At 33.9% G+C, this 363-nt stretch carries 1 protein-coding gene; it reads right to left on the bottom strand.

Translation table 11 applies throughout. The features are described from left to right. Nucleotides 1-363, bottom strand: a 363-nt coding sequence (locus BN338_RS12440) for a type ISP restriction/modification enzyme (RefSeq protein ID WP_039762301.1), incomplete at both ends; no start/stop codon positions are given.

The following is a 363-nucleotide window of genomic DNA, read 5'->3' as shown; positions in this document are numbered from 1 at the left end:
GCTGTTGCTTTTGCTTCTGTAAATAAATGGGATTGTTTCTTGTTTGTATCTTTTGAGATCGTGCTATCTTCGTAAATATATCTTGGAAAGCATTGACTATTATCAATTACACATACGTCAGGCAAATTCTTAGTCATTAAAATAGAAAAACCACATCTTGCTCCTACAGTAGAAATTTGTATTACTCTATTTTCAACCGCTTTTCCTATTGGAAATATCCTCGGTATTTGTAAAACCATTTCATTGAAACTACGATTATAATAAAGCCACTGTTGTGTAAATGGACGGTAAAGACTTTGTGTGAAGCATGAACCTTCAAAGTCAAAAAACTTTCCTCTTACCAACTCTTGTTTAAGCGCACGG

This window comes from Bartonella queenslandensis AUST/NH15, assembly GCF_000312585.1.
Classification (GTDB): Bacteria; Pseudomonadota; Alphaproteobacteria; order Rhizobiales; family Rhizobiaceae; genus Bartonella; species Bartonella queenslandensis_A.
The sequence above is the reverse complement of the archived record's forward strand: the minus strand, read 5'-3'. Positions and strand labels throughout refer to the sequence as shown.